The sequence below is a fragment of the Desulfocicer niacini genome, assembly GCF_054657595.1.
Genome location: NZ_BAAHYK010000024.1, coordinates 25,414 through 49,684, shown reverse-complemented (window position 1 = coordinate 49,684; position 24,271 = coordinate 25,414). Strand labels below are relative to the sequence as shown.

General features: G+C 48.1%; 22 protein-coding genes. 9 read left to right on the top strand and 13 right to left on the bottom strand.

The annotated features are described in order from the left end of the window. Positions 1 to 121 precede the first annotated feature (121 nt). From ACYQ2M_RS14130 to ACYQ2M_RS14100, 7 genes are all read left to right on the top strand, one after another. Positions 122 to 907: an aspartate/glutamate racemase family protein gene (locus ACYQ2M_RS14130; RefSeq protein ID WP_459917004.1), complete on the top strand. Its 786-nt coding sequence runs from the start codon at positions 122 to 124 to the stop codon at positions 905 to 907. A gap of 122 nt (positions 908 to 1,029) precedes the next feature. Further along, positions 1,030 to 1,932: a branched-chain amino acid ABC transporter permease gene (locus tag ACYQ2M_RS14125; RefSeq protein WP_459917003.1), complete on the top strand. Its 903-nt coding sequence runs from the start codon at positions 1,030 to 1,032 to the stop codon at positions 1,930 to 1,932. A 24-nt stretch (positions 1,933 to 1,956) separates the two neighbouring features. Beyond that, positions 1,957 to 2,991, top strand: a complete 1,035-nt coding sequence (locus ACYQ2M_RS14120; RefSeq protein ID WP_459917002.1) for a branched-chain amino acid ABC transporter permease — start codon at positions 1,957 to 1,959, stop codon at positions 2,989 to 2,991. 202 nt (positions 2,992 to 3,193) lie between these two features. Continuing rightward, complete coding sequence (locus ACYQ2M_RS14115; RefSeq protein ID WP_459917001.1) at positions 3,194 to 4,486, top strand: ABC transporter substrate-binding protein; 1,293 nt, start codon at positions 3,194 to 3,196, stop codon at positions 4,484 to 4,486. Positions 4,487 to 4,657: 171 nt separating this feature from the next. Then, a complete protein-coding gene (locus tag ACYQ2M_RS14110; RefSeq protein WP_459917000.1) occupies positions 4,658 to 5,386 on the top strand; it encodes an ABC transporter ATP-binding protein in 729 nt (242 codons plus the stop codon). A 9-nt stretch (positions 5,387 to 5,395) separates the two neighbouring features. Next, complete coding sequence (locus tag ACYQ2M_RS14105; protein ID WP_459916999.1) at positions 5,396 to 6,106, top strand: ABC transporter ATP-binding protein; 711 nt, start codon at positions 5,396 to 5,398, stop codon at positions 6,104 to 6,106. Between the two features lie 73 nt (positions 6,107 to 6,179). Then, a complete protein-coding gene (locus ACYQ2M_RS14100) occupies positions 6,180 to 6,839 on the top strand; it encodes a dimethylsulfonioproprionate lyase family protein (protein WP_459916998.1) in 660 nt (219 codons plus the stop codon). Positions 6,840 to 6,935: 96 nt separating this feature from the next. Here ACYQ2M_RS14100 and ACYQ2M_RS14095 read toward each other — a convergent pair whose 3' ends face one another. Then, a complete protein-coding gene (locus ACYQ2M_RS14095; protein ID WP_459916997.1) occupies positions 6,936 to 7,949 on the bottom strand; it encodes a GlxA family transcriptional regulator in 1,014 nt (337 codons plus the stop codon). Positions 7,950 to 8,468: 519 nt separating this feature from the next. On the opposite strand from ACYQ2M_RS14095, the gene ACYQ2M_RS14090 reads away from it, so the two are divergent. Continuing rightward, positions 8,469 to 9,101 carry a cobalamin B12-binding domain-containing protein gene (locus tag ACYQ2M_RS14090; protein WP_459916996.1) on the top strand — a complete coding sequence of 211 codons (633 nt, stop codon included), beginning with the start codon at positions 8,469 to 8,471 and terminating at the stop codon, positions 9,099 to 9,101. 36 nt (positions 9,102 to 9,137) lie between these two features. Here ACYQ2M_RS14090 and ACYQ2M_RS14085 read toward each other — a convergent pair whose 3' ends face one another. Then, entirely contained in the window at positions 9,138 to 10,088 is a 951-nt protein-coding gene (locus ACYQ2M_RS14085; protein ID WP_459916995.1) for a YbgA family protein, read from the bottom strand. Positions 10,089 to 10,536: 448 nt separating this feature from the next. On the opposite strand from ACYQ2M_RS14085, the gene ACYQ2M_RS14080 reads away from it, so the two are divergent. Beyond that, entirely contained in the window at positions 10,537 to 10,995 is a 459-nt protein-coding gene (locus tag ACYQ2M_RS14080; RefSeq protein ID WP_459916994.1) for a pyridoxamine 5'-phosphate oxidase family protein, read from the top strand. Here ACYQ2M_RS14080 and ACYQ2M_RS14075 read toward each other — a convergent pair. From ACYQ2M_RS14075 to scpC, 11 genes are all read right to left on the bottom strand, one after another. Then, positions 10,976 to 11,665: a S8 family peptidase gene (locus ACYQ2M_RS14075; RefSeq protein WP_459916993.1), complete on the bottom strand. Its 690-nt coding sequence runs from the start codon at positions 11,663 to 11,665 to the stop codon at positions 10,976 to 10,978. The two genes, ACYQ2M_RS14080 and ACYQ2M_RS14075, sit on opposite strands and share 20 nt — an antisense overlap. Next, positions 11,655 to 13,391, bottom strand: coding sequence for an ABC transporter ATP-binding protein (locus ACYQ2M_RS14070; RefSeq protein ID WP_459916992.1), 1,737 nt, complete (start codon positions 13,389 to 13,391; stop codon positions 11,655 to 11,657). The genes ACYQ2M_RS14075 and ACYQ2M_RS14070 overlap by 11 nt, the downstream gene beginning before the upstream one ends. Beyond that, a complete protein-coding gene (locus ACYQ2M_RS14065; RefSeq protein WP_459916991.1) occupies positions 13,357 to 14,355 on the bottom strand; it encodes a U32 family peptidase in 999 nt (332 codons plus the stop codon). The genes ACYQ2M_RS14070 and ACYQ2M_RS14065 overlap by 35 nt, the downstream gene beginning before the upstream one ends. After that, complete coding sequence (locus ACYQ2M_RS14060; RefSeq protein WP_459916990.1) at positions 14,352 to 15,254, bottom strand: hypothetical protein; 903 nt, start codon at positions 15,252 to 15,254, stop codon at positions 14,352 to 14,354. Before ACYQ2M_RS14060 ends, ACYQ2M_RS14065 begins: the two co-directional genes overlap by 4 nt. Continuing rightward, positions 15,251 to 15,805, bottom strand: coding sequence for a hypothetical protein (locus tag ACYQ2M_RS14055; protein ID WP_459916989.1), 555 nt, complete (start codon positions 15,803 to 15,805; stop codon positions 15,251 to 15,253). Before ACYQ2M_RS14055 ends, ACYQ2M_RS14060 begins: the two co-directional genes overlap by 4 nt. Positions 15,806 to 16,054: 249 nt before the next feature. Beyond that, the gene (locus ACYQ2M_RS14050; protein ID WP_459916988.1) at positions 16,055 to 17,095 is read right to left on the bottom strand and encodes a hypothetical protein; all 1,041 of its coding nucleotides are present in this window, start codon (positions 17,093 to 17,095) and stop codon (positions 16,055 to 16,057) included. Between the two features lie 36 nt (positions 17,096 to 17,131). Then, a complete protein-coding gene (qhpC, locus tag ACYQ2M_RS14045) occupies positions 17,132 to 17,455 on the bottom strand; it encodes a quinohemoprotein amine dehydrogenase subunit gamma (RefSeq protein ID WP_459916987.1) in 324 nt (107 codons plus the stop codon). Positions 17,456 to 17,565: 110 nt separating this feature from the next. Next, positions 17,566 to 19,020 (bottom strand): SPASM domain-containing protein, encoded by a 1,455-nt coding sequence (locus ACYQ2M_RS14040; protein WP_459916986.1) that lies wholly within the window; start codon positions 19,018 to 19,020, stop codon positions 17,566 to 17,568. Positions 19,021 to 19,028: 8 nt separating this feature from the next. Then, complete coding sequence (peaA, locus tag ACYQ2M_RS14035) at positions 19,029 to 20,666, bottom strand: quinohemoprotein amine dehydrogenase subunit alpha (RefSeq protein ID WP_459916985.1); 1,638 nt, start codon at positions 20,664 to 20,666, stop codon at positions 19,029 to 19,031. A 904-nt stretch (positions 20,667 to 21,570) separates the two neighbouring features. Continuing rightward, complete coding sequence (locus ACYQ2M_RS14030) at positions 21,571 to 21,900, bottom strand: hypothetical protein (protein ID WP_459916984.1); 330 nt, start codon at positions 21,898 to 21,900, stop codon at positions 21,571 to 21,573. Positions 21,901 to 22,551: 651 nt separating this feature from the next. Continuing rightward, positions 22,552 to 24,042, bottom strand: a complete 1,491-nt coding sequence (gene scpC, locus ACYQ2M_RS14025) for a succinyl-CoA:acetate CoA-transferase ScpC (protein ID WP_459916983.1) — start codon at positions 24,040 to 24,042, stop codon at positions 22,552 to 22,554. Positions 24,043 to 24,271: the final 229 nt, after the last annotated feature.

Genomic DNA, 24,271 nt, shown 5'->3' with positions numbered 1-24,271 from the left:
GATGTCAGCAACGACCTTAAACACTTTCTTCAAAGCCTTGGGATCTCTCCAAAACTCATGGAGCTCCCGAACGAGATGGCTCAGCTTGCTTAAATTCGTCACCATATAAAAGGAGAAAAACATGTATCAAAACCGCGATATGAATATCAACTATATCAGAACAAGAAAAAATCATACCTGCTACGGCATGGGCATCGGCATCATGGTGCTGGACGACGCCTACCCGGGATTTCCAGGTGACGTCAGAAACGCCAGTGCCTTTGGGTACCCCATACAATACGAAATCTGCGAAGGCGTAGACAATCATGCCCTGGTATGGGAACAGGACAAGACTCCCTGCCGTCAACCGATCCTTGATGCAGCCAGAAAACTCGAACGTATGGGGTGCAAAGCCATCGCAGCGGAATGCGGTTATTTTGCCTATTTCCAGAAGGATGTGGCAGGTGCGGTGGATGTGCCGGTCTTCATGTCAAGCCTTCTCCAGGTTCCGTTTATTCAGCAGACCATCGGTCCGAAAAAAAAGGTGGGCATTGTCTGTGCCCAGCGCCGGTTTCTCACCACTACCCACCTTGAAAACGTCGGCATTGATCCGGATTCCAATATTGTTATCGCCGGAGCCCAGGATGAATACGGATGCACGGAGTTTGACAATCTCTGGGATCCTGAAAAACGTCCTGAATGCCCGGAAATCTATTACGATAAAGCCCAGGAGCAGATGATTCACACCTGCGAGGCGGTTGTACAGAAAAATCCGGACATTGGGGCCATCATGCTTGAGTGTACCGGAATGCAGCCCTTTGCAAGGGCCGTTCAGCAACGTGTGGACCTTCCCGTTTTCAGCTGGGGTACCCTTCTGGACTACGCCTTTTCAGCCGTGGCTCACAGGGACTACTATGGCCAGGTATAAGGAGAGAAACTGCTATGGTTGTGATCTGCGACGTTGATGATCACAACCCCGGCCGACCCCAGCATGGTTGATCTACACTTGTAACAAGATACTATTCATATTGCTGTATAAAGGAGTGTTCTATGGAACTGTTAGTGGAATGGTGGGATCTTCTTGTCACCGCCATATTGAGAGGCGGAATATACGCCCTGATGGCGGTGGGTCTGTCCCTGGTCTTCGGAGTGATGAACATCGCCAATTTTGCCTATGGAGAGCTTTATATGCTTGGGGCTTATTTTGCCTATTTCGCATTTACAGTTCTCCATTTAGGCCCCATTCCGGCAATGATTTTCGCCGCCCTTATGACCTTTATCATGGGGGTCATTCTTGAAAAAGTCTTTTTTTATCCCTTGAGGCAGCGGGCTAAAAAACAGTGGCTCATGAACTCCTTTCTTGTGACCCTGGGCATTTCCATTATCCTTCAGAATTCAGCAAAACTTTTCTGGGGCAGCACCTATTACGGAATCACCCAGTACTGGGGGGGTCGGATTCGGGGAATTTCCAGCATGTCCATCTCCATGGACCGGGGGGTGGGCTTTCTCATTGCCGTTATTGCCATTACGGCCCTTATCCTTTTTTTGAGCAAAACCCGAACGGGCCGCGCCATCCGGGCCGTGTCCCAGGATGAGATCGGAGCGGGTCTTGTGGGCATTGATCTAAACTTTATTCACACCCTTACCTTTGCTTTGAGTGCAATGCTTGCCGGCATTGCCGGCGCCTGCCTGCTTTCCATCAATCCAGCCTACCCCACCATGGGTATCCAGCCCCTGTACAAGTCCTGGTTTGTGCTCATCCTCTGCGGCATGGGCAATGTGGGGGGAAGCATCATCGGCGGTCTTCTTGTGGGCCTTCTTGAGACCATCACCTACTCCTATTTCTCCGGTGGCTGGCAGGATGTGATCAGTCTCACCATCATCATTATGATTCTGCTGTTTAAGCCCAACGGACTTTTTGGAAACACCGGCGTGAAAAGTGCGGTTGAATAGGAACTACAAAAGGACAGATTAACCATGGAAACTGAAACAAAGAACATAAACAAAGCGACTGAAACCTGGACAAAGCGCCTGAACAAAGTTGGCTTATCCCCTTTGGGTGTGGGCCTTTTGATGATTGTTGCCCTGATCCCGATGTTTATCAAGGATGAATTTATCCTGAGGCTTTTGATATCGGCCCTTATGTTTGCAGGCCTTGCCATGGCCTTTGATTTTACCGCAGGTTTTATTAATATCGTCAACTTCGGTTTTGCCGCCTTCATGGGCATGGGTGCCTATACCTCCGGCCTTCTTGTGGTGAAACTTGGCTGGTCTCCCCTTGTGACCATTCCCCTTGGCGGATTTATGGCCGCGATTCTCGGCTTTGGTCTGGGACTTCTCACCCTTCGGCTGGGTGGCATTTTCGCCTCCTGCATGACCTGGTTTGTGGCCCTGGCCATGATGTCAACCACCGGCAACCTGGTGGATCTTACCCAGGGCTATGCTGGCATCACCATCCCCCTGCTATTTGAAAGTGTAACCAACTGGCCTTACTACTATATTATTCTGGTCATGGTATTTGTGATCTACATCCTGCTGGTGTGCATCACACGCTCGCACATCGGCCTGGCCTTCAGAGCCATCGGGCAAGATCTTGAAGCTGCTGCCTCGTCTGGGGTGGACGCAACCTATTATAAGGTGATGAACTTTACTGTGTCCTGTGCGCTTGCAGGTTTTCTGGGCGCTTTTTACGCCCATTTTATCGGCATTTTAACCCCCACCTTGATGCACACCAGCCACACAGTGGAAATCATGGCTATTGCCTACATCGGCGGCAGAGGCACCATATGGGGATCCTTTGCAGCTGCCATGATAATGATTCCGGCAATGGAGTTCATGAAAGATCTCCTTGAGTTTCGTATGATTCTTTACGGCGTGATGATGATCCTTGTCATGATTTACTATCCCAAAGGACTGGCTGGCTTATGGGGAAAACTGACCCATCTATTTTCCAAAAAAAATGAAGAGACCCAGGGCATGCTCAATGCCACAGGAAATAAAACAATCTCATGAGGTCTGATTTCTCATACCACATGTGTTGATTTTAATTTTAACGGCACACTTTACGTGGTGGAAAGTTGGAGAACTTAAGACTGACGAGAAATAATGGCAAAGATCTAAAAAGGGAGGACTCATACAAACCAGCACTGAAGAGGCGTTCTTTTTACAAACCAAATTAAAGCAACAACGTTTCTAAAAATGGAGGAAATTTCACATGAAAAACAGATCAAAAGCACCGGTATGGAAGATATTAACCCGGACAGTTGTGGCTGCTGTAACGCTGTGCCTGATGATGGCGGGCACAACCCCGTCGGCTGTGGCAGAAGAAAAAGTTCTGAAAGTGGGTTCCATCGGTCCCTTTACCGGACCGGCGTCAAGGGTGGGTGAGGAATTTAAAAATTCCATCACCATGGCCTTTGACGAAATTGGATGGAAAGTCGGCGACTACAAGATTGAATTTGTATGGGTGGATTCAGAATCAGATGCGGAAAAAGCGGCCAAGGCCTATGAAAGGGCAATTGTCCGGGATAATATTGATGTGGGATACAACACCTGGCACTCCTGGGTATCCGCATCCTGCATGGAGGTTGCATCCAAACATAAAATACCTCATTTCTTCAGCTTTGGTGCCGGCAAGATCATGAACGACAAATACCACTCAAACCCTGAAAAGTACAAATACTGGGTGGGAAAAACATGGCCCCTGGCAGAAAAACTGAGCATCGGCTATATCAATTCCCTGGAAACGGCCATTGCCAATGGTACCTGGGAACCCAAATCCAAAAAAGTTCTGGTATATGGTGTGGATAACGACTGGGGACGCGCCTTTGGTGGAGCCGTAAAAAAACAGTTTGAGGATGCCGGATGGACAGTCATCGGCGAAGAGTATGTCCAGTTGGGCGAAACCGAGTTTTACCCCCTTCTGTCCAAAATCAAGCGACAAAAAGCCTCCGTTGCAGTGGGTTCCATGTCTGATCCGCCATCTGTTTCTGCATTTATCAAACAGAGCCGTGAAATCGGTGTAAAGAGCCTCATTCTCTCCGATGGCCTTGGATGGGTGGGCGAGTGGTACAACATGACCGGAAATGCCTCCGATTATGTGTTGGACCAGATTCCACAGTGGACAACCCCCGAGGCCCGCAAATTCCGGGATGACTTCCAGAGTCGGTTCGGGTTTGAGCCGGGCGCGTCATCCGCTGGACTCTGCCACGACACGGCCATGTTTTTTATCAAGGTGTTGAAAACCACCCTGGAAACCTATGGTGAATTGACCACAGAATCCCTGATGAAGTGTGCTGAAGAGCAGATCATGACCGGCAAGCTCTCATTCACCGACGGCCTTCTCATGGAAGAGTACAAGTATACGCCAGAAACCTTTCCCGATCCCGTTGTGGGCAAAGGATATTATATCTTTCCTGTTACCCAGTACTTTGACGGCAAGGCAAAGATCATCTGGCCCGATGAGTGGAAAGAGGCAGATCTGGCCATACCGGCAAACATGAAATAGCATTTTTCAGGGAGCCGATGGCATATAACGGCTCCCTGTTTCGGGCTTGCTCACAACATGGCCCAGCCGTAACCGTTGCCGGACCAATGGAATCAGGCTCGTGAGCAAGCTTTCTGTTTCAGCCGAAATTTTGGATGATAAAAATGAATTCACGCGAACAAGAGGGCATGGATGAATATAATTTTAGAGACCCAAGGCTTGTGTAAATATTTTGGAGGCCTGAAAGCTGTTGAAGATGTATCGATCTCCTTGAAAAAAGGAGAAATTCTGGGCTTGATAGGTCCCAACGGTGCGGGCAAGACGACCTTTCAAAACTGTATTGCCGGTACCTTCCCCCCCACCAAGGGGCGGGTCATCCTGGACGGCAAGGATATCACAGGTTTCAAGGCCAATCGCTGCTGCCATTCCGGCATGGCCAGAACCTACCAGATCGTAAAGTTTTTCCCCCAAATGACGGTGCTTGAAAACGTCATGGTGGGATCGATTTTTGGAAAACAGCAAGGGGGCGTTGATGCCCGCAAAAAGGCAGTTGAGATGCTGGATTTTGTGGAATTTCCCATGGGCCATGATGTCATTGCTGAAAATCTCAACACAATGCAGCTCAAGATGCTCGAACTTGCCCGTGCCCTTGCAACGGACTGTAAACTCTTATTTCTCGACGAGGTAGCCGCAGGTCTCACCCCGTCTGAACTCGTGGATATCACCGATTTAATCCTGCGAATCAGGGATCACGGTACATCCATTCTCATTGTGGAACATCTGATGAAATTGATCATGAGCGTATGCGACCAGATCGCTGTTTTAAATTTCGGGCGTAAAATTGCCGATGGAACTCCCCGTGAGATCACTGAAGATCCTGTGGTTTCCAAGGCATACCTTGGCGCCAATGCAAAGCTTTAAGGAGAAAATATGCTTGAAGTAAAAAATTTAAACGTAGGCTATGGCCGTCTTCAGATCATCTGGGATCTTTCCATAAAAATTTCCAAAGGCGAGATGGTTGCAATCCTGGGCCCCAATGGGGCGGGCAAAACAACGATTCTGAAATGCCTCACCGGAATTCTTCCCCCCATAAGCGGATCGGTTCAATTCATGGGAACAGGCATCACCTCGATGGCATCCCATCTGCTGGTTAAACAGGGACTTGCCTTTGTTCCCGAAGAGAGAAATCTTTTTCTCTCAATGACGGTTGAAGATAATCTTTTAATGGGTGCGTATTCCATCAAAGATGGTATAAGAATCAAAAAGAATCTTGATTATGTGTTTGAACTCTTCCCAAGGCTTAAAGAACGGCGACCCCAGCTTGCCGGAACCATGAGTGGGGGTGAGAGACAGATGCTTGCCATTGCAAGGGGTCTGATGTGTAATCCCACCATGATCATCCTGGACGAGCCATCCATGGGACTTTCTCCGGAAAACGTGGTCGCCGTGTTCGAGACCATTGACAAATTGAGGGAAGAAAATGTCACCGTTCTCATCGTGGAACAGAACGTGGATACCACATTGCGCTTTGCCGACAGAGCCTATGTAATGGAGCACGGAAGAATCGCCATGGAAAACAGCAGCACCAATCTTCTTGGAAACGATCACATCCGCAAGATGTACCTGGGCATATCAGATTAAACGGATTGGGTCCGGTGTCGTGGTTAAAGTATGCCTTCTTTATAAATTCAAAAATAAACAAGGAGCAAGGGATTTGACAAACAAGGAAAAAGTGCTTGGACAAATAAAGGAACTTCTTGAAATCCTTAAACAACGACTGGAGGAGGATATCCTCCCTGAAGAACCGGAATACAATGAGATCAAAAAGATATTCATGCATCACAAAAAGGCGTTGGATATCTATGCCGGTCTTGAACCCCAGGAGCAACCGGCCACCCGGCACTGGGAGAGAGCACTTAAGATGGCCAGAAATCTCGGCGCCGGGGATCTTGTCCGTTGCCTTGAAGCACTCACCCCTTATCTTTACTGGATGGTAAACCCCGGCTACAGAGGGCAAAACGTCAGCAAAGAATTTGTGGATAATTATGCCTGCTTTGAGTTGATCGGACCCGATGGACTGTTCACCAGTTCAACAGTGACAGTGGGCGTGATGTTGCTCAGTCCCAATATTTACTATCCACCCCATTCCCATCCGGCACCCGAATGCCTGTACCTGCTTTCAGGAAGGGGTACCTGGCACATTGCAAGCGGTCCCATCATCAGCATTCCACCCGGTGGACATATCCTGATCCCCTCTGAATGTCTCCACGCCTTCTGGTCCATGGACACCCCCCTTGCGGCCATATATCTATGCCTGGGACATGAAAATCAACATGAGCATTCCGGCATAAATTTGGATACCCAAGAAGTATAAAGAAGGATCCGGGGGGATGTGGAAGACGTCATCTGAAAAATGAGGGGGTCATCTCCGGCACCAATTTAACCTTAAGGTCCGGCACCATGTTGATGTTTAAGCTTGCCTTGACTCAGAAGATTTGATTTTTCTCACTTCAGCCGGTGTCTTTCCAAATTCTGCCTTGAAACATCTTGAAAAATGAGATCCGTCTGAAAAACCACATTCATAGGCAATCTCTGTGATGGAACGCTCTGTATTCTGGATGATCCATTTTCCATAGGAGAGGCGGATCTTTCTGAAATAGGCCAGGGGAGACTTGTTTAAATGAATTTTAAAAAGACGCTCTATCTGTCTTGCACTGGTGCTGACGTGATCTGCAATCTCTGCCACGGTAAGGAATTTATCCAGGTTCTGCTCCATGAAAAAGATAGCCTTCCTCACCCTCGGGTCGGAAATCAACAAATAGTTTTCAGTAAAGGGCATCTGGGGGTGATTGTGGGTCCGCCCCCAGTCAAGCAGCAGGTGTCTCAGGCATTTAATGGCTCTCTCCTTGCCCAAATGGCGCTCAATGATAAACAGCGCAAGATCATTGACGGAAGTGCCCCCGGGACAGGTGATATATCCTCTGTCTTCAATAAAAATTTCATCGGTCACAGGAATGGACAGGGGAAACTGATCTATGAAATCCTGGAAATGAAACCAGTGCACGCAGCACTTCCTGTTTTTCATGAGCCCTGCCTTTGCCAGATAAAAACTACCCGTGCAGAGTCCCACAATATGGCACCCGTGTTTTTCGGCTGATTGCAGATAATTGACAACCGCCTGTTCATACATCCCCTGTTTGGGCAGCAGCCCCCCCACAACCACTACATAATCAAATTCTCCGGGATTCTTAAACCGCTCCCAGGGAACAATCTGTACGCCGCAACTTGATGTAATCGGTGAAAGCGTTTCAGCCATAAGGGTCCAGGAACACAACACCTGGCGACTATTATCACCCTCATCCGCGGCATGCCTCAGCACCGCAACAAACCCTGAAAAAGCGATCAGGGTAAAATTGGGGACCAGGATAAAACCCACCGAAAGGCGTTTCGTCTTCTGTATATGTTTTTTTTTATCAACGTTCAAACAATCTCACTCCTATCATCATTGCGGTTGCGCCCTTGGATATCCACGATCTTGATCAAATTGAAAATCCATTCAAACTCAACCAGAGTCAACAACGATATTTTTTAGAGCCTTCAGTGTCAATGCCAGTTTCGGTGTTGATTTATCCGGAAGGATCAGGCATAAAGTCTTGATGCTTTCGTTGAACAGGCCAGTGCCCGTTCAGCGCAAATCAATTTCCAATCCGGCTAAGATATTGTCTATAAGTATAGAATAAAATAACAGTAAAAGCTCATAAAATCCACCCAAATCAGATTATACACTCATTTCATTCAGTGGATTTTTCTCCGATACTGCAAATTTCATATGGGTCGTTTTTTTTCAAAAGTATGTCCGTTCCATTCTATAAAATTTTCAGCCAATCATGTTATTTGAAGATCATAATTCAAAATATATAGTTAGCGCAGGCCTGCCCCCCTTCCCATGCAACCGGTGAAGGAGGTCGACCCACCTCAAAAAAACAAACGTAAGGAGAAAAAAATGGCAGATTTTAATGCAATCATTGAAGCACTGGTAGCCTGTGACACAGATAAAGTGACCCAGCTGGTAAACGCAGCCATCGCAGAAAAGGTTCCCGCCACGGATATTCTCAACAAGGGCCTCATCGCCGGTATGGATATTGTCGGGGAAAAAATGGAAAACGGTGACATGTTCATCCCCGAAGTTTTAATGGCAGCCCAGGCCATGGGAAGCTGCGTGGCAACCCTGAAACCCTTTCTGGGAGAAGGTGAGGGCGATGCCGGTGCCAGCGTGATCATCGGTACCGTTAAAGGCGATCTCCATGACATCGGAAAGAACCTGGTTGGCATGATGATGGAAAGTGCCGGTATGACGGTTCATAACCTGGGTGTGGATATTGCGCCTGAAGATTTCGTCGCTGAAATCAAAAAGAAAAATGCCCGGATCGTATGCCTTTCCGCCCTTCTGACCACCACCATGCCCATGATGAAGAAAACCGTGGATGCCATTGTGGAAAGCGGTCTGCGGGATCAGGTGAAAATCATGATCGGTGGTGCCCCGGTTACCCAGGCCTTCTGTGATGAGATCGGTGCAGACGGTTTTGCTCCAGATGCAGGTTCAGCTTCTAAGATGGCAAAGGCATTTGCAGCATAAGAGGCATATCTGATCAACAAAAACCTGGACATCCAGTTAAAAATAATTTCTCAACTTAAGCTCAAAGGGATGGGGATTTAAGTAGGTCTGGGTTTTAAGCCAGGGCTGATCATACTTTAACACATAGTGCCGAATCAACGTGATGGGTACAATGAGGGGCACGTACCCGTCCCGGTACTGATCAAAAAGGTCAAGCAGTTCCCTTTTTTCATCCGAACTCAACTCTTTCTTGAAGTATCCCATGATGTGCTGGAGCACATTGATATTTTTTTTCAATGTGGTCATCAGTGCCAATGCTTTAAGTAATGTCTTTTCATAGGTATCAAACAACTGGTCCAGGTCCATATTTTTCCCGGCGGCCACAAGTTTTCCCATCTGGCGATAGAGATCCTGGTTATGGGAGAGAATCAACAGCTTGTTCCGGGTATGAAATGCCACCAGTCCCCCAAGGGTTTTGTCAGTTGCAATGAGATCCCGCCAGCGCTTCAGGGTAAAAATGTTTTCAATGAAATTTTCCCGCAGTTTGGGATCATGGAGTCGGCCCGCCTCTTCCACGGGAATACGGGGAAATCGTTCCGTAAACCCCCTGGCAAAAATCCCCTGGCCGTTTTTTCGCACCATGCCGTCATCCCCATATACCCGGATGCGATACAGGCCACTGCTGGGGGATTTACTCCGGAAAATAAACCCGCACAAATTCTCCGACTCAAGGTCATCAAGGCGTTTTTCCATCCAGGTTTTCATCTGATCGGTCATGTCGACACCGGTCTTCTGGGTCAACAGACGGGGATTTTCGGCATCACCCACCAGCCGCACCGCCTCCCTTGGGATGGGCATACCGCTCTCCACCTCGGGACAAACGGGCACATATTTGGTAAAAAGACCAAGGGTCTGGGTGAGGAACCGGTCGTGGCTATGGCCGCCGTCATAACGCACCTGCTTTCCGAGCAGGCATGAGCTTATGCCTATTTTTATGGGACTGAGCATGGACGTCTCCTCTTCTAGCAGTCAATTATCAAATTTAGGCTTGATCACAACATGGGCCAGCCGTCAGTTGGCGAGCCAATGGGATCAGGCTTGTGTTATTTGCATTATCGCCCATAGCCTGTGCAAACCCCAAAACCAACGATAATGCCAATAACGAACGCCTGATCCCACCCCAAAACGGCCCATGTTGTGACCCAACCCAATATCTGTCATGATCATAAAAAAACTCGACAGAAACGATTCCTTATGCTGTATATAATTTTCTTGTTAAATGAAACAGATTTTTAGAAAATGATAAATTTATGATCAAAATGTTGGCATCCTTCATACAGCCTCAAAAGAACTTTACAGTCTTTGGAAGAATTTTTCTGTAAATGGAGAATGATCAAAAAAAGTGTAAAGTAATTTTGAAAGATGCCAAAATATCGAACAGATAAAGGGAGCCTCCATGAACACACAAGATGCCCGGACACTGGATAAAATAAAAAGCCTGTTTGACGGCGAAGCCCTGGCGGTTCTCGCCACACAAAAAGACCAGCAGCCCTATGCCAGTCTCCTGGCTTTTGCCGCCGATGCCCCCCTTGATCACCTGTTTTTTTTGACCCCCACCGCCACCCGTAAATATGCCAACCTCATGGCAAACCCCCGTGTGGCCCTGCTGGTCAACAACAGCCGTAACCAGCCATCGGACATTCAGGATGCCGTTTCCGTCACCGCCACCGGCACTGCCACTGAAATTTCAGGCCCGGAAAAAAATCAGCACCTGGCCCTTTATCTTCAACGACATCCTCACCTGAAAGGCTTTGCCACCGACCCGGCAACCGCCATGTTCAGGGTAACTGTAAACCGATATTTCATGGTCAGCCGTTTCCAGGATGTGGTTGAAATCAGGATGGGCAGGCAGTAACTGACCGGACCAGACAGTCCCTAAGCCAGCCCGGATCTTTTGACGGGTTTTCCCGTAAAAGCCGCGCAGCCAGGGCCGTAACATGGGCCACGGCAAAACTGTGACCTGAAAAATTTTGTTCCTGGGGTAACCCGGGTATGGGTCTGGGTTGTCCATGGGCTCCGAATTCAACGGCAGCACCAGGATAAAACACCACCCGGCCCCAGTCACAGTCAAGGCTCCGGCAAACACCGATGACCGTTTCAAAACAGGCTGGATAAATTCTGTCGTGGGGGCTCCTGGCCGATGCCAGAATCAGAATATTCCTGGCATGGGCGGTTCGGCAAAGCTGCCTTAGCGGCTCCACGTGCTGCTCACTTTCCAGGCCAAGGCTCAAATGAATAATCCTGAACCGTTGCTCTATGGCCCATCTCAACGCTTCGATCAGAAGGGAAGCCGGTGCCCCAAGTTCCCTTTTAAATATTTTAACGGCATAAAGTGCAGCATCGGGAACCGAATTCCGGATAATACCGGCAATGGCGGTACCATGCCCGATCTCATCCATAAAATCATTGTTTTTCATGACTATCCCCCCTGCCCCCTGAACATAGCCGTGCCCTCCCGACACCTCCTGTACATGGGGATGATTGGGGTTGACCCCGCTGTCAATAATGGCGATATCATTTTCCATGGGCAAACGCCTTTACGGGGCCATGGTAGACAACCCCCTGTTTCCCCAGAAGAATAAGTGTATCCGCACTTTCAATGGAGCTCTGCCGGTGACTGACCAGGAGTATGGTCTTATCTTTCATCAATTCATGGAGTGTATGCCTGATCAGATGTTCCACACCTGCATCCAGAAACGCGGTGGCCTCGTCGAGGATGAGTATTCTGGGATTCTGCAGTATAGCCCTTGCAATGGCAAGGCGCTGTTTCTGTCCCCCCGAAAGCCTTGTCCCCCGGTCACCGATAACGGTGTCATAGCCATGGGGAAGTCCCTGAATGAAGCCTTCAAGCTGGGCTGCCCCGGCGGCGGCCCTCACCTCTTCCATGGTGGCATCTGCCTTAAAAAATTTAATATTTTCCAATATGGAGGCATGAAAAAGAAAGGTCTGCTGGGAAACCACGGCCACCTGTTTTCTAAACCATTGCCGGTCAAATGCCTGGATGTCCCGGCCAGCCCAGGTGATGGTCCCGGAGTCGGGCCGGAACAGCTTAAGCAGCAGGTGGCAAAGGGTTGTCTTGCCAACCCCACTCTCACCGGCCACTGCGATAATTTTCCCATGGGGAAGCGTAAGACAGATATCCCGGAGGACGGGATTTTCCCTGTCATAGGCAAAATAAACATGATCCATGATGATATCCTGCCTGACCTCCTCCTCGGTGAGGATCTGATCCCCGCTTTCTTCAAAACCAGGCGGAATATCAAGTATCTCCCGGACCCGTTTCATGGCCACCCTGGACTTCTGCAGAGCAAGCACACCGTCAAGAAGACCCTGCAGCGGGCCGAACACCCGTCCCTGATATACGGAAAAAGCCACCAGGGTTCCGATGGTCAGGTCCCCTTGAAGGAGCTTCCATCCGCCAAAGCCAAATACAATAAGGGAATTTACAATGCCAAATACCGTGTTTACAGAACCTGAAACCGCTCCCAAAATCTGAGATTTCAGAAGAAAACCCAAAACGGTGGAGTGCTTATTCTTTAACTTTTCCGATTCGGCTTTTTCCGCACCAAACGCCCGGATAATGGCAGTATTGGCAAGGGATTCAAACAAAAAATGGGCAATATCCGCATTGCTTTTGGCCACATCATTGGAAAGTTCGTACAATCGAGGTTTCAACCGGTGCACAATAAACAGAGCAACGGGAAGAAACACCAGGCTCATCAGGGCCATTTGCCAGTTCAACCATAACAGGATCGCCCCTGTGATAAGAAAGGTTAAGCCGTCAAACAGATATCTTGGAAAAATATCAGTGACCAATGCCTGGATATCCGCCATATCCGAGGCGATCCTGGAGTAAATATCCCCGGTTTTATTGCTGGAAAAGAAAATCAACGGAATTCTCTGGAGATGGGCAAACAGCTCTTCTCTCATGGTAAACAGGATATCTGCAGAATACCGGGTATAGATATAATTGTTCCCCACCCGGATGCCGAAACTGATCAACAGCAGCACGATCAGAGCCGAAAGTATGGGAACAAGATATTGTGGCTGATGTTCCAGAAATACCCGGTCGATGAGAATTTTCGCAAAATAGGGCTGTACCAGTCCAAGCCCGGTACTGAGGATGCTCAAGGTAAGGGAAAGGATCAACACCCGCCGGTGGGGAACAAGATAGGCGGCCAGGTACCGGACCTGTTCCCGAAAAGGTTTTTCCCGTTCAGTTTTTTCTGAAATAGCACATGTATCCGGCATCGCAGTAGTCGGGGGTCCTACGAAGGTCTCTTGCATATTTTTCAATCCTGTCCCTGTCTTTGAGAGCTCTTGTTTTATCCCGCACAGCTTTCACCAGCTGCAGACTTCCCATTTTTCTGTGAAAAGAGGCCTCCCGACCTACAATTTTAACCGCCGTTACCCCCCACTCCCTGAAATCACAGAAGCTGCACAGGCTGCAGGGGCCATTGGGAAGCCCATCCTGTTGAAAGCTCGAACCACAGTTGTTCTGAAACCACAGGTAAGATTTGAAATGTTCGGTTCTGGCATCAAGCATGCTTGGGATCAGCTTGTTTTCATCCGATGTGCCAGCAGGATAAAGGGGGGTGATATCCCAGTTAGTGAGACAAAATGGCCCCAGCCCATGACTGGTCTGGCAAAACCCCTCCTCAAAATAGCAGCCGTCGTTCAGGGTAAACACTTCAAACTCCATCCGGTCTGAACAGCTCTTTACAATGGAGGCCATCTCCGGCAGGGTCAGCTGGCGGGGCAGGATAATTCTTTTGACCCCAAGGGATCGATAAAAATCAACGGCATGGGAGTTAAAGCAGCTGCCAAGGCTGCTCAGATGTATCCTGACGGGCAGTTCTATCCTGGAAAGGGCCATCAGAAAATTCAAATCCGATACGATCAGGCTGTCCACACCGGTTTTGACCAGGCTATCACACAGGCGCAGGATACAGTCCATGGCGTTTTCAGGATAAAAGGATGCATTAAGGGTAATGCTTACCCTTACCCTGGCGCTTCGGGCCTCAGCCACGATACTCTCCAGCTCTTCTAAAGAATGTAGACCAGCCCGATCCGGACTTCTGCGGTTAATCCACAGGTCCTGTCCGAACATTTCGTCCCACTCCGGGATACCAAGCCCGCAGTAGAGCTCGTCGGCCCCGTTGTGCAACAGCATGTCCAACTCTGATATGGAGCTGATGGGAGTCACGATTTTCATCTCATACCTCCCTGATATACCAGGCGCAGGCCACGGGCACCGGCGATCTTAAAAAGATCTGCCACCATGGAAGGGGTATATCGATAAAAAATGGTGTTGCCCTTCTGGAACAGGGGGCGGGCGCAATGGGGATGATTCAGCTCAAGTTCCTGCCTGGTGCAGGGCAGTGGGCAACCGTTATTGTATTTAAACCGGACACCGGGTCCATGAACCACCCCTGCCATGAAACAGGCCCTGCCCGTTGTGACATAACCAAAGGGAAAATAAACGGATCTCTTTAAGCCTGTACCCATATCGCCAGGGTCTGCATGGGGCAGGAGATCCTGCTCAAACCGTTTAATATTCAGAGATCGGGCCAAATCCAGCATATTATGCTGGTTAAAGGAGCAATGGGACAGAAACGATCCGGCGCCACTGGACTTTAAAGCCTTGTTGACGTCAGGGCGGGGGTCCTTGAACCCTTTATTGAAAAGTCTGCCCATGGACAATTGAAAATCAGGATATTCCCTTTGGAGATAAAACAGCACACCCAGGTCATTGACCACCACCTCGGCGCCGGGATTCCATTTTTTCAGATCCTGGAACAAGGGATTGCATTCCTCAATGCCCTGGTCAGTTAGAACAGGCGTTAAAAGGGTAAGGCCCAGGCCCATTTCATCCGCCAGTCTTAAAAAACCCGGCAGGTCATCCACACCGGGCAATCGGCCCGGGCAAAATTCATCCCCCACATACAGACGACGGGGGCGGGGCAACTGCGGCTTTACACCCGCCCGGCCGTCCATCAATGCCGCACAGGTCGACCCAAATTGGTTGAACCCCTGGACAAGATCCCCATGGGTATCGGTTTTAACCATATGCCATGCCAGTTCCATTTTCTCTCCCCTGCATGCGTCCATCAACCGGCCTGACTCTCCTGTGAAGTTATTTTTTCATAAAATTTCTGACCGTTGCGCATCTCATGATTGTGGCAATCCTTACACGGCTGTGAAGCGATGTTTTTAATCAGCTTGTTATGAATTCTCACCTGATCCCTCTGCTGGTGATTTTCCACGTTCTTGCAGCTGAAACAGCGGCTGTTGGGGACATGGCTCCAGTATCCGGGCTCGTTTCCCTCCTCAAGAAACAGGGGCTCTTCTTTGGGCTTGATGGGCTCAAGGGGATCCCGATCAAAGTGTTCCACCAGAAACCTTAATGCCGATTTGTTCATGTGCATCCAGCCGTCAAAGCCCGAGTCAAAATGGCATTTTGCGCAATTGCCATGGTTTTTGGCCGTGCCCGAGGCCTTCCATTTTTCAATGGGATCTTTCATTTCATGGCAGATGACACAGGTTTTATCCTGGAGATAGACCACGGAAAGTTCATGGGAGGCCAATACGATCACCGGAAACAGGATCAGGGCTAATAGCAGCACTATTCTCTTATTAGATTTAAAAAACTGTTTGAATTTCATACAAATATCTCATTTCCATCTGGAGGTATCATCCCGGTTGATGATCCGGAATCTTAAAGAAGGGTCAGACAAGTATTGTAATCATCAGCGGTCTTGATCATTAAACAGACCGCCCCAGGCACGAAATTTCATTCAAAACGGCCACGGTTATTATCAAGCCCCCATTATCTTCTGTTGAGGGGCCAGGCTCCTTACGTTGACGTATAATCAATACGGCAGATCACCAGAGGCCCGCCCCCCATGCCAGCACTATTTTTTGGTCAACCGGAGGCTTGCCACGCCGTCGGCCATCAGGGGAATAATGGTCAACAATTCCAAAGATTCGGCATCATACACACTCATATCCGGCCCCCCGGGTCCCACATACACTTTTTTTCCATCCGATGAGATGGCCACGGTGTAGTTGGTTCCGGTTTTAAGGGGTACGGCCTTTAGGGTTTCTCCCGTGGAGCGGTCCACCTTGATCAGTTCATCCATGACTCCATAGATATATTTCTTGTCCGGGGACAATATGCTGGAATAGGCAAACCACACATCTTTTCCCCTTAAATCAGAGAGCTTCCCGGTGTTTTTATCGATAATAAAATATCCAAGGCCCTTTGCATCGTAATAGGGATTGACAAAGATACCATGATCCCCGGGACTGCCCGGCTGCCAGTTGGCAAGGCAGTTTCTCATCTCTTCTGGTTTTGCGGTGTTTAAAAATCCCAGCAGCTGCTCCCGTTTTCCTGTTTTAAGGTCAAACCGGTCGATATCCTGTCCCACCAGGATCAGGTGATCATCATCGTTTTTAATGACAACGGGCTGGGCATAACTGGTTGGGATGGGATAATTTTTGATCATTTTCCGGGACTTGATATCGTACACCACCAGCTGATCGGGCAAGACATTGAGTTTTGGAATATTCTGTTTTTTCTTTACAATGGAGCAGCAGATATAGAGTTTTTTACCGTCATTGGACACCGCCATGCCAAAGATGGACACCTTGCTCAGCTCAGAGGAAAAAGAGTAGGTGTCGATCAATGTGTCTGTGGTGGTATCAATGGCATAAATGGAATGAACCGCATTTAAATAATATCTGGAACCGTCGGGGGAATATGCGGTATTGATGATAAAATCATTATACTTGATTGTTTTTATAACGGTATCCGAATCACAGTCTATCACCTGAACGGCATTGTTCACCACGGCATAAATATAATCTCCGGCGGCCATGGCCGGGGCACTCAAGACCATAAAAAGACAGATTATGATGCCGATCAATGCAATTTTATTTTTATTCATTCTCATGGGTTGTCTCTCCTTAATTTATCTTTTGATCACAATCTATCTTTTGATCACAAAGTTCAAATTTCTCCAATCCTTTTCAATGGCCTGGCACTGATTCTGATAATCTGGGAAATTAGTCACATTGTCCGGTGTCTGGGCCGGCCACCAGCAGGTACCGGAACAGGCGGAAAAATCCCGGGCACTGGACATACAATTGCCCATGGGAGTCTCAGGACGCGGATTTGTCTCCCATCCCGTATCAAAAATTGTGGTACATCCAATGGGCATGCCGGTCATAATGTTATCATCTGCCATCCCTTTGACCTCATGCTCGATTTTTTTTGCCTTCTTGTTAACAGGCTTGAGACCTTTCTTTTTCATTTTTATCACCTCATATATTTTTATACAAAATTCCACACAACACCTTAATATTGTTAGAATTTAATTTTTAGTTGTGGCTGATAATAAGGGCCATATACATTACACCGTCGTTAAACAGGATGATGAAACAGCGGTTCATGGCCCCTCAGCATGGAAAGTTTATCCAGAAAATCCGGACAATCATTCATCAACTTACCGTAAGTATAAAGCCCGGTGCTAATCCATTTTTTAATCCACTGACAATAGTGAACATTGGAGGCCATAAGATCGCCCTGCCTGATCTTAGCTTCATGATAACATCCACCGGCACATATTGTGGCTGCCCAGCATTCACTGCAGACATCCCTTTTATCAAGAGCGGCCCTGGCCCTGAAGCTTTCAAGCTTCTCCTGATCAAAACCGGAAAAGACGTCTCCCATTATGGCTGCATCATCCCCAGTCAATCGCTGGCACAAAAAAAGCTTTCCCCCGGGATCAACCGAGAACATGCCGATGCCTGCACCACACGGATAGTGCTTCACCTCGCCTTCATGGAGGGTGACAATCAAGTCCACCAGGTTGGTAAACCCCAGAAACTGGTCTTTTCGGGCCATCTGTACGAAGGTTTCAGAAAGTACCTGGAACTGTTCAAGCAGGTGACCCATCTGCCGGGCATCAAGCCTGAAATCATCCAGTGCGGTGGTCACCGGTGCAAATCCCACCTCGGAAAACCCCATGTCCAGCAGATGGTGAAGGGTACTGGCAATATCCCCGATCTCTTGTACAAGGGTGACCCTTGCCACCACCGGTTTTGGCGGCTTGGAATCAAGAAATGCCCTGACTCCGGGTTCAATCACCTCATAGGATGGAGAACCATCGGGAAACCGCCTGAAACGGTCATGCTCGTCTTTATTGCCGTCCAGACTGATGGTGGTTCCAATCCTGCGTGAATTCAGGAACATTATGTTTTTCTGACTCAAAAGGGTTCCATTGGTGGTGATGGCAAACGAAACCTTTTTATCAAGCGTCACTGCCCTGTCTTCTGCATAATCCGTCAGTCGGGAAATAAGCTTCACATTGAGAAGGGGTTCGCCACCAAAAAAAACCACAACCACCTCTTCAAGCGGGCCGGACATCTCAAACAGAAAATCCACAGCTCTCTTCCCGGCATCAATGCTCATGGGCAGGGGCGAAAAAGGGGTTGTCCCCCTCTCGTCTTCCGGGTTGTGATAACAATAATGGCAACCAAGATTACAGGCCTGGGTAACATGCAAAACCAATGTTTTTAAAGGGACCTGTCCCTTCCCATGCATATCCCGGTTTAAAGCACCATTGCCAGCAACGCTGTGCGGGACAAAAACACGATTTTTTGTGAGCGTTGCCCACCACCCGTTTTTCTCCTCCCGAGTTCCTTTCAGGCGGGAATAAAATTCCTTTTGGGTAAAGCTCCCTTTCATAAGGTCGTGGTCAAGGATGGCCTGCATATCGCCATCGAGCTCAAACACGGTACCCATGGGGGTCAGAAAGATAAACGATTTCCCATCTGCCTGGAACCTTTTATGGACGGCTGTTTTAACGAGTTCCATCCGTGATCCTATTTTAAATGGGTTATAAAGTCAGGTACGGTAACGGCAAGTTTCACCCGGTCACTGAACATATTGCCGCTATCTTTCAGCTCTGCCCTGACAGCTATGAGGCCGATACCTTCACGATTCTGTTTTCGGGTTTTGATGGGACCATAGGTGGTGACAGGGGTATAAAGTCCATTGGCGATGGAGGTGTTGAGATATTCCATGTCGTCATCATCCTCCCCGGTTTTTTCTTCTTCGAGTGCCCATGTGGCATTCACCGGCTCAAGAACAAGATCATCGGGTGTCCCCTCTTTTCCATCCGCGCCAAAATGTATTCCCCTGGCCACAAATTGAACGCCCTGGGGGGGATAGGCCGCACCGCTGCTCACCCTGGCTCTTCCGATTCTGGGGGAAATACGGATGGCATCAATCCGGTCATAGATTTTAAGACCATTGAAATTAAGGGCTTGAACATTAACCTTCGACACCCCGATGGCAGCCCCCTCATCCACATTAACACTGCAGACAACCTGGAATGCGCTGGTTTTCAAAACCTTTTTCACCGTAATTCGGGGATCAGAAAATTGAATATCCCCCATTTTCAGGTTTTCTCCAAACCCGACACCCACCAGGGCAAGGGTCTGATCCTGGCCGGGAAGCACCCGCAGAGATTGGGGAAATGCGGCAATAATTCTGCCGGAAGCCGATGTTTTATAAAATGACTCATTGCCATATGCATTGGAATCCTGGACAACCGTCCACCATTTTCCGCTGAAGCCCATTGTGCCTGCATCAAGATCAAAAACCCCTTCAACCCTTCCGGTTAGGGGAGTTGGCGCCATCTGGTACCGCAGATGATATTCACTGAAAAGGGTTCCTGTCCCCGTGCTGGAGATGGTAAAACCGTTCTGGTACTGCACGGTTTTTTCAATGAAATATTCATCTTCTCCCCGGGCAGTATCGGCAGAGATATGATAGGTGCCGCTGTAGTAGCCCATGCCCGGCTGGTATCCGGCCACGATCCATGAACCTTTCAGGTCCTGATCTTTCCTATCTTTCAGCCATTGCCTGTAATCATTGGTTTCAAAGCCCAACAGGGTTGCCAGATGTTCGCTCAACTCTTTGGATTCTTTTTTCCAGTTCATTTCACGCATCTGGGGAACCACCGTGGGATAATATCCCAGATGCAGGTTACGTATATCATCCCATTGATCTTTACCCATCCTGTGGGATGCAAGTTTACCATAGGTATGACATCTCACGCAGGCCGTATAAATCCGGACATCCAGATCGTTTTTGGGAATTTCCCTGTACTGGCTGTTTTCATCACTAAAGATATAAAATATTTTTTTGGATTCCCCGGGTGTAAGGCAAAGTGTTTTGCTCAACTCCTTGATCACGGGATAGAAATCCGCATCATCCAGCTGGGCACTGTTAAGTCGAATCATTCGATCCACAACCACCTTCCACTCTTCTGTGCTCTTTCTTGTGCCTTCAATGACCTCCAGACGGCCCTGGGGGTCCGGCTTGTGACAGGCCGCGCACTTCTGTCTGACCATGGAATTATCCCCGAAAAGGACCTCTCCATATGCCCCGGCAACTGAAAACGACCAGATGACCAATAAAATTAAAATCATACTCAATCGACCTGATTTTCCCATGAATCCTTTCTCCTCAAGCTTAAAAATGTTTAAAGCAACAAACTGCCATGGACATTACCCGTCCCGGAAACCGGGCCTGCCCGCAACCAATCTCCAGAAAGCCCTCATACTTTCAAGGGACTTTCCTGTAAAAAAAAATCAAATCCTCTTCCGCCCCCATGCCATCCCTGCATCAACTTCGTACCATAAATCATCTTAATGGATGCCGGTTGCAGGTACAGCGCAACACACCATTAGGCGCATTGAAATGTAGGGCTTGACCCCAACATGGCCCACTTGGGGTGGGGTCAGGCGTTCGTTATTGGTGCTTTTGTTTAAATTTAACTTTAAACACAGATAATTGACAAAATCATAGAGCCTGATAAAAAACTCAAGCAATACCACATAACCTAACCCCGTTGGCCCATCAAGTGTGACGGGTGGCCCATATTATGAGCAAACCCTAAATGTATGGTGGATGGGAATTGACGCTACGGCGGGTCACCGGTCTGAATATTTTATCAATCCGGCATATTCAGATCGATCACGTCCATGCGTTCTTATACAAAGAAACAACTTCGTATAACATATTCCCCGGATACAGAGAAGCAGAAAATTAAGGATTGGAAAGAGAAAATGGTTCAGGCATGGGGGGGCACCCCCCACAACGCCCATAAATCTGCTGGCAGTCAAGCTCTTTCTTTAAAAAATTCGGTAAGCCATTTATAATGGTAGGAGAGAAGAGGGCAGTGCTTTGAAAAGTGTAAAGCAGAAATGAAGCGTGCCTATTAGTGAATGATATTATTTTCGCACGAATCCTAAGTTTTCTTTTTTCATACAACATGTGTTGATTTTAACTTTAAATCAACACATGTTGTAGTGGCAAATTGAAGGACTTATGACTGACGACTTATTTTACAGTTATCTAAAAGTATTGTGCAAACCCTGTGGCGGGGAGTTCCTTTATCGCAATGCTGAAAAGGTCTTCAGAATCCATGCTATTCTCTGGCAGGTGGCCGTCCATAATTTCATAAAAACTGTCCCTTTCTTCTACTTCAATCTGGAAGGAGACACTACCGATTTCCTTGACTGCAAAAATGTGTTTGGCCTCAGAAACTGCAATGTCAATTCCCTGTTCTGATCCGGATGGGTATTCATAGATCATTGGTGCTTTGTAACCCACAAAAAGGCTTACATCGTAAGCGTTTTTATTTAACAATCGGTTGCCAAGTAACATTTTTCGTATCTTTCCCACCCGGCTCATTTCATTGGATTTTATCAATGAACAAAACCTATTGGGCAACCTTCATACAGCACCAAACGCAATTGACATTTTTTCCATACAGAAAACCCCGGGAATGGGGGTGAAGCGTCAGAAAGTGTCAAGCGGCAATTAAAGGGATGCCCTATCTTCCAATTTTTTTCTGTGTAATGGGGACGGCGTCAGACATGACTCCGTGCTACAGGGTGGCTCCAAAAAATTTAAAAAACAAATTGAGGAGAAAAATAGCAGGCAATGCGTGTCCCGTCTGCGAATAGATATTCACGCCCAGAAAACTATTCTCAAGAAAGGACAAACAGGCCGAAATTGGCCACTACATACTCTCAATTTTGTGAAAAAGCAAACTCCAAAATCAGGCGGGGTACTTTGGAGAGGGGGCAGGATTGAGTTATTGGTGTTTTTATTGGAAATAAGTTTAAAATACAAGTTGTTGTCAAAAGCATAGAGCCTGATAAAAAACTCAGGATCTGGGTTCAACCGTCCTAACCCATGAACAATCGCAGTTTTTATTCCAACAACTGCTTGTCCGGCAGATAGAGCTGGTAACTCCATATCTCCTTTTGAATTTAATCACAGGATCGGCCGGGTTGGAAAAGGGGCAGGTGGCCGCCCTGTGATCAATCCCTAAATTTTCATATCACCCTTTTCCATGAACCGCTGGTGAAAGGCAAATACCTCTCCCAGAAGATGTGGTTCATGGCCACCCACCTTATGTACGGCCCGGCTGTAATAGTCCCACAACAAATCTCGGTAATCGGGATGGGCACAGTTTTTTATAACTGCCTCGGCCACCTGGCGGGGGGTAAGATTTCTGGTATCCACCAGCCCATACTCAGTGACAATGACATCCACCGAATGCTCCGAGTGATCCACATGGCTCACCATGGGTACAATGGCGGAGATGCATCCGTTTTTGGCTGTGGAGGGGCTCACCATGAACGAGACGGAACCGTTACGCTCAAAATCTCCGGAACCACCGATGCCGTTCATGAGCTGGGAGCCCATGACATGGGTGGAGTTGACATGGCCATAGATGTCAATTTCAAGGGCCGTATTGATGGCCAACACCCCCAGACGTCGGATCACCTCAGGGGAATTGGAAATCTCCACGGGCCTTAAAACAATCTTCTCTCTGTATCGGTAAATCTCCTTGAAAAAGCGTTCCTTGACCTTTTCCGACAGGGTCATGGCAGATGCCGAGGCGGCCCGGATCTTGCCCATATCAATGAGATCCAGCACACTGTCCTGAATTACTTCGGCGTACAGATCCAGGTCATGGAAAAAGTCATCCTCCATGAATTTACTCATAACTGCATTGGCAATGCCCCCCACACCAGCCTGCCAGGGAAGGGCCTTTGGCAGCCGGTCCCTTTGCATTTCATGCCGGATAAAATCAAGTATCCGCTCTCCGATCAACAGCGGAATATCCCCGGGTTCATGGAAGACAGGACAACTGTCCTTTTCACCACTGAGGACAATTGCCACCACCTTATTGGGGTCCATTTCTATAAATGGCTTGCCGATTCTATCCGAGGTTCTATAAATGGGAATGGGCATGCGATAGGGCGGGTCCTCGGGGATATAAATATCATGAATGCCCTCAAGGCCTCCGGGCTCTGTTTCAGACATTTCAATGATGATCTTATCGGCATGTTTCACATAGGTAGGTGTATTTCCCACGGACATGGTGGGCACCAGATGACCTTTTTCCGTGATAGCCAGGGCCTCCACCACAGCAACATCCACCCTTCCCCAGTCCCCGGATCGAACCTGGGAAGCCAGCCGGGAAAGATGATCATCCTTAAAAAAAATCTCTTCCTGATTGATCTTTTTTCTCATGAAAGGATCACTCATGTACGGTCGACGCCATTTGACGATACCCGTCTTAGATAAGAGCCCATCAACCAGTTCACCGGTGGAGGCACCGGCATAAATATTAATTTTGAACTGCTCGCCCTGCTCGACCCGACGGGCCAGTTCCATGGGAATCATTTTGGGATATCCGGCGGTGAACCCGGAAATAAACAGGTTGGTACCGTCAACAATATGAGCCGCAGCTTGAGCTGGATCACTGATTTTATCCAGAAGTGGTGCATAGCGGATTCTATTTTTCACTTTTTTCTCCTCTCCCTTTTATTACTTGTCAGCCAGAAGTTCTTCGATCTGCCACCACATAATGTGTTCCTTATATAACACACGCTTTGCCATGGCAGCTGCCCGATGCCATGATCAAGGCCCCTGTTTTCCACAATTTCTCAGATAACATAAAAATCAACCCAATACCTCTGTTTTTAATTTTCAGTCCATATTCAAAATGGAGCCATTGCTCCAGAAAGTGTAAAAC